Genomic DNA, 8,558 nt, shown 5'->3' on the forward strand with positions numbered 1-8,558 from the left:
ATCGACAGGTTGAATTATCATTACGCAGATTCGGTATATAAGAGGCATGATATGCAATGGGCCATGGAAGATAGCTTCTTTTTCCAAAAAGGAGAGGAATTGAGAACGGCATTTGAACGAGAAGGTATTCCCTGTCAGATAGTTATTTAGATGTAAAAGGCAGGACTGCACTCATCAGTCAATGTAAGCTTACAAATTACTTCCATTCGAAAGCAGTACCATTTATTATCGATAAGGCAGGCAACTGTTCTTCCTGAACTCCTCAACTCAGCCATGCCTAAGATCGTGCGGGTTACTTCCACAATCGTTTATGACAAAACCTGCAACGTCATGCGTCCGTGTTTCCCTTAACCTCGTTACTCTTTCATTCCTATCTTCCTTACTTCATTTGATTCTGCTGACGTTATCTCGTCAGAGAAGGAACAGATGAACCAGATTCTTACATAAGTGATATTGACAAGGGGTTTTTGTGTGATAGCCTTTAATTAGGGGATGGATATGCGAAAAAAAGAAGCGAACAGTGCAGAGAATCATCTTCAATATACGGACGAGATCCGGAGGAAGGAGGTGAAATGATATGAAAAAAGTTCTCACTTTGTGCTTGGTATTGATAATCGTAGTATCCTTTGCCGTGGTCGCCATTGCCACTGATGAGATGTATTCTCTCAAGGGACCAGTGGTTTCCATCGATGCAGGAGCCAAGACAGTGACTGTGCATTCTGTTGAAGGGGTAAAAGCAGCGGCCGACAACAGGTGGAAGGGTGACGTTACGTTCACAACAAACGACATGACAAAGATAAGCATGGACAAGAAAGCGAAAACCTTCAACGACCTCAAAGCAGGACAAAATGTGAAAGTGAAGTTTAATGAAAAAGACGGAAAATCTACCGCGGTCGAGATTATGATCATGTCGGAGAAGAAAGCCAAATAAGAACGTGCTCCAGCTTTGTCGCGAAAAGGAGGGGCGGGAGTTTGCCACCCCTCTTTTTCGCCTCTCGCACGTGGAAGGGTTCAAGAAAGATTTCCGGGCAAATTGAAAAGAGGAGGAAAACGATCATGTCGAGGAAAACTTTTCAAGCAATAATACTTATTCTAAGTGTTGTGATGTTCATAGTTCCATCGCAGGCATCTGCCAAAGACAAATTAACAGATAAGACCGTCGAATTGCGGCTCGCCCTTCGCAGTTTATGGACAGGGCACATATTCTGGGTGAGAAACGTTGTTCTGACTACAAAGTACGGTGATCCCGACGCCGCAAAGGTCGAGGAAGCGCAGGTCGTGCAAAACGCTAAGGACCTTGCAAATTCGATAGCTCCTTACTATGGGAAGGAAGCAGCAGATAAGCTCTTCGGTCTCCTTGCAGGTCATTATGGAGCCATCAAAGAGTACATGACCGCCACCTTCAGTGATAATAAAGAAGCCAAGGACGCGGCGGCCGCCAAGTTAAAGAAGAATGCAGATGAGATAGCAACCTTCTTAAGCTCGGCAAACCCCAAGTATTGGCTTAAAGAAGCGCTTCTGTCAGCGCTCGTCGCTCATGGGGGGCACCACATGGCGGACATAAATGAAATAAACAAAAAAGATTTTTCTGCCGAGGCCGAAACGTGGAATGCCATGCAAAACCATATCTATGTGATAGCTGACGTTTTGGCAAATGGAATCGTACAACAGTTTCCGAAGAAGTTCTAATCTCTATCCCTTTTCAGAGGCGGGACTGCCGTCCTGCCTCTGAATTTCATGAATAATCATCAGTGAATAAAGCCATGGTGGGATAGTTCCGAAACGGAAACGGATATACGGCCAAAATAACGCCGGTGTCGGTTCGTCGGTGGACCCAACATTTTACGAGTTATAGAAAACTACTTTCTTTAAAATTAATTGAAGGAGGTTCTATGGGATACACTAATGTTGCATTAAAGGACAAGATCATGGAGATGTATCCTGACATCGAAAGAAACGGAATCGCTGTCAGTCTTGATTTCAATGAAGAAAAGAATGCCTTTATCGTAAAATTTAAGAAAGATAAACACGAACTCACGACGCATCTGGAAAAGAAGGACGCTGATGAGTGCATAGATGGGATGAAATGTGTTTACCTCGGCGTCCAGATCAGCCAGTTCATAAAGAATTTTGAGATAATCGAAAAGGAGTGAAAGGGTCAATTACAATAAAGAGGCTTCCATGACGAAGATACCGGTAGTTGACTTTGACCTGTGCATGGGGGCGTGCTTAGCTCCGGCCGTTACTCCATCTTTCTTTGGAAAACCCGTAGCAGTTTCAATTCGCGATACCTATTGATAAGTCGGTGGAAGCGGCACAAAATCTAGTCCTATACGCGTCTTCTTTTTTAGGACTCTCTTAGATAGCATGTTACGACCAGCAGTCAAACGACCGGAAAGGTAACTTTAATCTGTCTGATCTGATTGAGCCACGAGCTTGGTTTCCCGAGAGCTAAGATGATTCGAGGCGTACTCTACTATTTCAGGAAAGTGAAACTCGCGTTTAGTCCTGTGAGAGGTCTTTTTTTTTACGATATTAATAGCATGCCTCACATTTTATCCTAATGAGATTATTCTAATGAGATAGTTGACAAAACAGTGCAAGATTAGTAAATTATAAATGAAAGAAGATATGTACTGTGGGTCCAGGAGGGGTTTTGACCGGGGACCTGCTTAAAGATGGAGCCTGACAGTGGCCCCATCGACCGAGAATGGTCGATGGGGCCTTTTTATTTTGTAACGCGCGTTATCGCGTGAATCGATTCAAGACATTCCGGAGGTGAGAGATGGATAAGAATCAGAAACAAACAGTATGCAACTTTTGTGGAGAGCATTTCAAGAATGCCCAGGCAGTCAGGGCACATCTCAAAGGCTGTAAGGCTTATCAGGATAGAGGCGACCAAGCTTCCCCAGGCAATTTCCCTAGGCAAATATCGCCTAGGGAAGGTTTGCCTAAGGATAAGAGTGATACTCCCTCTAAGTCCAAAGAACACGGGAAGGGGGCGGTAATCGAATGTGACCCTCCGCAATTCAAAGAAAAAGAGAAGGTAGATCAGTCTTGTAATGAAAAAATGGTATCGAAACATGAGGGCAGAAGACCAAGGAGTGATATCATTCAGGAGACAATTAATAAAGTGATTATATATTTTCACAGATTCGGGTACTCGGTGCCATCAGCAGCACAGTCCGACGCGATCCAGGAGATCAGAAAGAAGCTGACCATCCTTCCAGTGGAAGAAACGCCCCCCCATAGCGAATTAGTGATGATTGCCGAAGGAATCAGAGATAGATTTTACCAGCCGGTTTTTCAGGCGCAGGATGGTGCCCAACGGAAGGAAAAAGAGGCGAGAGAAAAAGTCTCTCGCGAGGAGCAAGATCGCTCTAGAGCGGAAATTATAAGTGCGTGGGAAGGTTTGAGGCAAGCATTGCAGAAGTCCAGAGAGGAAGAGGAACAACAGGCGGAAAAATTGCGGATCGAAGAAAACAAGGCACGTCTTGTTGCATGGGGGAAGCGTTACGCACAGGAACTCCTGCGTGAAGAGGATTTGGATGCGCTCTCTAAGAGTGAGATTTGTGATGAGGTTGAGCAAATAGTTAACGAGGAATTATCAGGAACCGAATCGCTTGAGGATGTGGAAAAATTGGTGGAGGACATCTTGGATGAAGATCTTGAATGAATCTGAGCTTCGGACACAGATGAGTTTTATGTTTCAGGTCGAAAGGGTCCTAAACAAGACAAGGCCGCGTCCGCGATGAAGTTCTTGAGCGTAAAAGAAGTGTCTGAGATGCTCGGCGTGAAGGAGAAAACTATCTATCAGTGGGCCGAGCTCAGACGGATGCCGAGCATCATGCTCAATGGAACTCTAAGGTTCAATAATGATCACATCATGGAATGGGTTGATGCTTGTACAAGGGAGGCTAATTCGGGGTATAATCCATTTATCAAGCTGGAGGCTCGGAAAGGAGGGAAGACGAAGTGAGCCTCTATAAGAGAAAGGACAGCAAGATATGGTGGTTGTCCATCAATGTACATGGAAGGCGTCTGAGGCTGCCGACGGGCACGCAGAATAAGAAGAAGGCAGAGGTGATTCACGGTAAGGCGCTTGCTGACATCCAGGAGGGCAAATGGTTTGAAAAGCAGAAGGCAAAAACCATAACCTTCTCTGAGATGGTCACGAAGTATTTACAGAAGTATCATAGAATCAGGGATGAACATACGCTGAAGAGGTTGCTTCCGGTGTTCGGTCAATTGACTCTTGCTGAAATTACGACGGAGATGATCTCGGATTACAGGGATGAAAGGCTGAAGAAGGTGAAAATTGCTACGATTTATCAGGAATTAAGTCTGATGAGGCGTATGTTCAACGTGGCTCGTAGGGAATGGAAATGGACTAAGGAAAACCCTGTAGCTGACTTGTCATTCGCGGTAGGTAACAAGAATGCGAGGGAAAGATGGTTGACCGTTGAAGAGGAGAAGTTTCTTTTGACGGCAGCGACAAATCCATTTTGGTTGAAGACCTTGTTGATCGTTGCCCTTCACACGGGTATGAGAAGAGCAGAGATACTCAATCTGACGTGGAAAGACATTGACTTCAACAGGAGGCTTTTAACGGTCACCAGATCGAAGAATGGAGAGAAAAGGGCGATACCGCTGTCTCAGACACTTTTAAGCTCTCTCAGGGGATTTAACAGGGTTGTAGACCTGTCGGGAAAGGTCTTTCCGGTTTCGGTCAGGTGCCTCAGGCAGGCTTATGACAAGGTGCTGGTGAAAGCTGGGCTTAAGGATTGCCATTTTCATGACCTGAGACATACCTTTGCAACAAGACTCGTTCAGAATGGTGTCGATCTCTACAAGGTCAAAGAATTGCTCGGTCATAAGACTATACAGATGACTATGAGATATGCTCACCATTACCCTGAAAGTCTCAGATCGAGCGTCGAGGTTTTGGATTCATGCCAAGATGTGTCACGTTTTGGTCACGTTTCAGAACGAAGCGTTTGACTTGGGTTCAAGAAAATCCTTTAAAATCAACCAGCGAGAGTGGCGGAACTGGCAGACGCGCTGGACTTAGGATCCAGTGGGCAACCGTAGGGGTTCGACTCCCCTCTCTCGCACCAGAAGGCTAGATGTTGTAATGAAGTCCGTTACTCTGAATGACGCATACAATATAGGCGAGCGATTGTTCCGATCCAGATAACCCCCGACTGTCGGGGCATGATTGATGATAATACTATCAATGGTAACGGGTCCCGATCCCTGAATGGTTACGGAACCGTCAATTTCGGTGTAGTCGACAACCGTGGAGAGATCGCAATCGTAGCCGCCCTGAAGCGTAACCGGCCCATTGTTATCAAACTGGATATCCTCAACGTAATCATACACATTGACATCTATGACACCGCCGTCAATAGCGTTGTCAATGGCTTCGATGGCTTGCTGAATGGTTCCGTAGGTGTTTGTCCCTATTCGTATCAGGGGGTAGTCACAAGACGTGGTGACTGCCGCATTAGGGGTTATGCTGAAGGTGGGTGCGGAAACTACAAAAGATGCCCCCCAGGCTCCTGAAACGTCGAGCATCAGAACGACCAGAAAGAAAAACACAAACAATGGTGTCTTCACCGCAATATCTCCGGCGTGCGATGTCCGCGGCACGCGCCTCACAAAATCCGCACAGTTTCAATAGTTCTAATTACTATATATCAAATAGCGGGCCTGTCAGTCAAGCAAAGCGGCCACGCGATGCCGAAAAAGGTGAGGCAATGGAGAAAGGCTCTCTCATCTCCGATCTTCTTCAGTCGTCCTCAACACTGATATAGACATATAAAAAGCGAGACAAGCAAGGTCCTGGTTGATATTTTGCGAACTTCCGGTGAATAATAGAAAATGCTTTTCAGAGGACGCAGCATCTTGTTGACAACGGTGGCGTTCGGGTGCCTCTCTCGCACGAGAAGGGAAGGGCCGCAGACGATGAAAAGGCCGGCGGTGACGACACTCTTGTTTCTCATCTTCTCTCTCGGCGTTGCGGTCGCCTCTGCCGAGCCGCTGAGGGTCGCGGCGAGCATCTCTCCGATCGGTGACATGGCAAAGCAGGTGGGAGGAGAGCGGGTTGAGGTGCAGGTGCTTCTGCCTCCCGGCGCGAGCCCCCACGTCTTCGAGCCTACCATGAAGACGGCGAAGGACCTCTCACATGCGAGGCTTTTTTTCGAGGTCGGCGCCGGTCTCGATTTCTGGGCGGAGAGACTCGTCAGGGCGTCGAAGGAAACTATCAGGGTTGTCGTCCTCACTGAAGGGATGAAGCTCTTGCGGGAAGAGGGAGACCACGGGCATGAAACGGGAAACCCCCATGTCTGGCTCGACCCGGTGCTCGCCATCGAAATGGTCAGGAAGATAGAGGCCGCCCTTGAGCAGGCTGATGCTCAAGGCGCCGATTTCTACCGGAGGAGGAGCGCCGAATATATCGCGAAACTTCAGGCACTCGATGCGGAGATCAAGAAGACCGTTTCGGCCTTCAGGATAAAGAGTTTCGTGAGCTTTCACCCTGCCTGGGATTACTTTGCCCTCCGCTACGGACTGAAGAGCGTGGGCGTGATAGAGGAGTCGCCCGGCAAGGAACCTTCGCCGCAAAGACTTGAGGCGATCGTGAAGGCGATCAGGAGCTACCACATCAGGGCTGTCTTCGCGGAGCCGCAGCTCAATCCAAAAGCTGCGGAAGTGATAGCGCGCGAGGCTGGCGTAAGGGTCATCATGCTCGACCCTGAAGGGGGGCTTCCGGGCCGCGAGACTTACATCGGTCTCATGCGATATAACCTCGAGAGGCTGAAGGACGCGATGCAGTGATCGTCGCACTCCCTTCTCTCCAGGAAAGTCGATGGACTCTCGGAGAGTTCGCTCATGATAGAATAGGAATGAGACTCGTGGAAAAGTTTCGGGTAGCATCTCCGTGACGGAGGTTTCTATGTCCGAGGAACTCTATGCGGCTCAGATTCAGGAGGCTGTACGCAAGAAATATGCGGAGATCTCTCGATCTGCAGAGGGGAAGTTTAATTATCCGACGGGAAGGGCTGGCGCCCTCATGCTCGGCTACGACCCTTCTTTCATCGAGGGCCTCCCTGTAGAAGTGATCGAATCATTCTGCGGTGTCGGCAACCCCTTCACCCTCGGTCCGATTAACAGGGGAGAGACGGTCCTCGATGTGGGATGCGGGGCCGGCTTCGATCTCCTCTATGCAAGCAGGATGGTGGGCTCTTCCGGGAAGGTTTTGGGAATAGATCTCACTCCTGAAATGGTCGATAAGGCCCGGAGAAACCTGAAAGAGATCGGTCTGTCCGGTTTTGAGATTCAGTCCGCCGGTACAGAGGCGATCCCTTTTCATGACGGGACCATCGATGTCGTAATCTCGAACGGTGTCCTGAACCTTTCGCCCTTCAAGGAGAGGAGTTTCCGTGAAATCCACCGGGTCCTCAAATCAGGCGGCCGTCTTCAGTTTGCGGACATCGTCCTCAAGGATGAGGCGGCGGCATCCCGCGCGAACAGCCTCGAATCCTGGTCGGACTGAATCGGGGGGGCGATCCCGGTCGGGGATCTCATCGAACTGATGAAGAATTCTGGCTTCATGAAGGTGGAGTACGTCGGCGCGACGCCTATGACGACTTCACCCTCCACGGTCGGAGGGCTCTTCCGGGCCTTCAAGGCTTGAGGGGGATACGACCTGAATCCTGTCTACGATCCATGCCCTCGCAGCGGCATGAATCAGACGGATTAAATATTCTCGACCATCTCCCAGACGCCGCAGGGACAGACACCGGAGCAGAAGCCGCATCCGATGCACTTCTCTTCATCAACGACATACTCGTACGAACCGTCCTTGTGCTCGACCCTGCTGATCGCGCCCCAGTAACAGGTCGCCTCGCACATACGGCAGTCGCGGCAGGTCGCGCAGGACATGCACCGGTTCGCGGACTCCTCCGGTGAAACGAAATCGCCGCGGCAGACATCGTAGTATTCCGTCTTGATCTTCTCGTAGGGCACGACCTGCTTGATCTCGGGAAAGCGGGGCGCGTGCATCACCTCGTAGTGGATGATGTCGGCCGTTATCCTTCCATGGCCGATGGCATGAGTCACGAGTCCGAGCGCCGTCACATCACCGATCGCGTATACCTTGACGTCCGAGGTCTGGTACTTGTCGTTTACCGGAATCCAGCCCCTTTCGGTATGGACCGACTGGGGAAGGAAATCGAGTTGCGGCACATCGCCGATCGACATGACCACAAAGTCCGCGTCGAGGAAAGATCCGTCTTTGAAGAAGATCTTCTTCTCGTTCCTGTCGTACCGTTCGGTGAACTTGGGCCACGTTACCTGCGTGCCCTTCGCCTTCGCGATCTCCATTTCCGCTCCGAAGGCAGCGGGTTTCTGGATATCGACTGCTATGACCGACGCGGCGCCGTTGTTGTAAGCCTCTGAAGCGACGTCCATGCCGACGTTGCCCGCGCCGATGACAACCACCTTCTTGGCGGCGAGATCGGGCTTCTTCCCGAGATTGATCTCGCGGAGAAAGTCAT

The 8,558-nt window shown here is 49.5% G+C and carries 9 protein-coding genes and 1 tRNA gene; 9 read left to right on the forward strand and 1 reads right to left on the reverse strand.

Annotated elements, in window-relative coordinates; all coding sequences use genetic code 11:
- Positions 1 to 577: 577 nt before the first annotated feature.
- The 9 genes from VEI96_05920 to VEI96_05960 all read left to right on the forward strand — a co-directional run bounded on the left by VEI96_05920 (position 578) and on the right by VEI96_05960 (position 7,555).
- Complete coding sequence (locus VEI96_05920; protein ID HXX57519.1) at positions 578 to 931, forward strand: DUF5666 domain-containing protein; 354 nt, start codon at positions 578 to 580, stop codon at positions 929 to 931.
- Between the two features lie 41 nt (positions 932 to 972).
- Positions 973 to 1,689: a hypothetical protein gene (locus VEI96_05925; protein ID HXX57520.1), complete on the forward strand. Its 717-nt coding sequence runs from the start codon at positions 973 to 975 to the stop codon at positions 1,687 to 1,689.
- Positions 1,690 to 1,892: 203 nt separating this feature from the next.
- The gene (locus tag VEI96_05930; GenBank protein ID HXX57521.1) at positions 1,893 to 2,153 is read left to right on the forward strand and encodes a hypothetical protein; all 261 of its coding nucleotides are present in this window, start codon (positions 1,893 to 1,895) and stop codon (positions 2,151 to 2,153) included.
- Between the two features lie 632 nt (positions 2,154 to 2,785).
- Positions 2,786 to 3,676: a hypothetical protein gene (locus VEI96_05935; protein ID HXX57522.1), complete on the forward strand. Its 891-nt coding sequence runs from the start codon at positions 2,786 to 2,788 to the stop codon at positions 3,674 to 3,676.
- Between the two features lie 75 nt (positions 3,677 to 3,751).
- Positions 3,752 to 3,979 carry a helix-turn-helix domain-containing protein gene (locus tag VEI96_05940; protein ID HXX57523.1) on the forward strand — a complete coding sequence of 76 codons (228 nt, stop codon included), beginning with the start codon at positions 3,752 to 3,754 and terminating at the stop codon, positions 3,977 to 3,979.
- The gene (locus VEI96_05945; protein ID HXX57524.1) at positions 3,976 to 5,001 is read left to right on the forward strand and encodes a tyrosine-type recombinase/integrase; all 1,026 of its coding nucleotides are present in this window, start codon (positions 3,976 to 3,978) and stop codon (positions 4,999 to 5,001) included. Before VEI96_05940 ends, VEI96_05945 begins: the two co-directional genes overlap by 4 nt.
- Before the next feature lie 33 nt (positions 5,002 to 5,034).
- Positions 5,035 to 5,117: transfer RNA gene (locus VEI96_05950), tRNA-Leu, on the forward strand.
- An 850-nt stretch (positions 5,118 to 5,967) separates the two neighbouring features.
- Positions 5,968 to 6,837 (forward strand): metal ABC transporter substrate-binding protein, encoded by an 870-nt coding sequence (locus VEI96_05955; GenBank protein ID HXX57525.1) that lies wholly within the window; start codon positions 5,968 to 5,970, stop codon positions 6,835 to 6,837.
- Positions 6,838 to 6,955: 118 nt separating this feature from the next.
- Positions 6,956 to 7,555, forward strand: coding sequence for a methyltransferase domain-containing protein (locus VEI96_05960; protein HXX57526.1), 600 nt, complete (start codon positions 6,956 to 6,958; stop codon positions 7,553 to 7,555).
- A 203-nt stretch (positions 7,556 to 7,758) separates the two neighbouring features.
- Here the strand turns inward: VEI96_05960 and VEI96_05965 are convergent.
- Positions 7,759 to 8,558, reverse strand: an 800-nt coding sequence (locus VEI96_05965) for an FAD-dependent oxidoreductase (GenBank protein HXX57527.1), incomplete at its 5' end; no start/stop codon positions are given.

The organism is Thermodesulfovibrionales bacterium (assembly GCA_035622735.1).
GTDB lineage: Bacteria > Nitrospirota > Thermodesulfovibrionia > Thermodesulfovibrionales > UBA9159 > DASPUT01.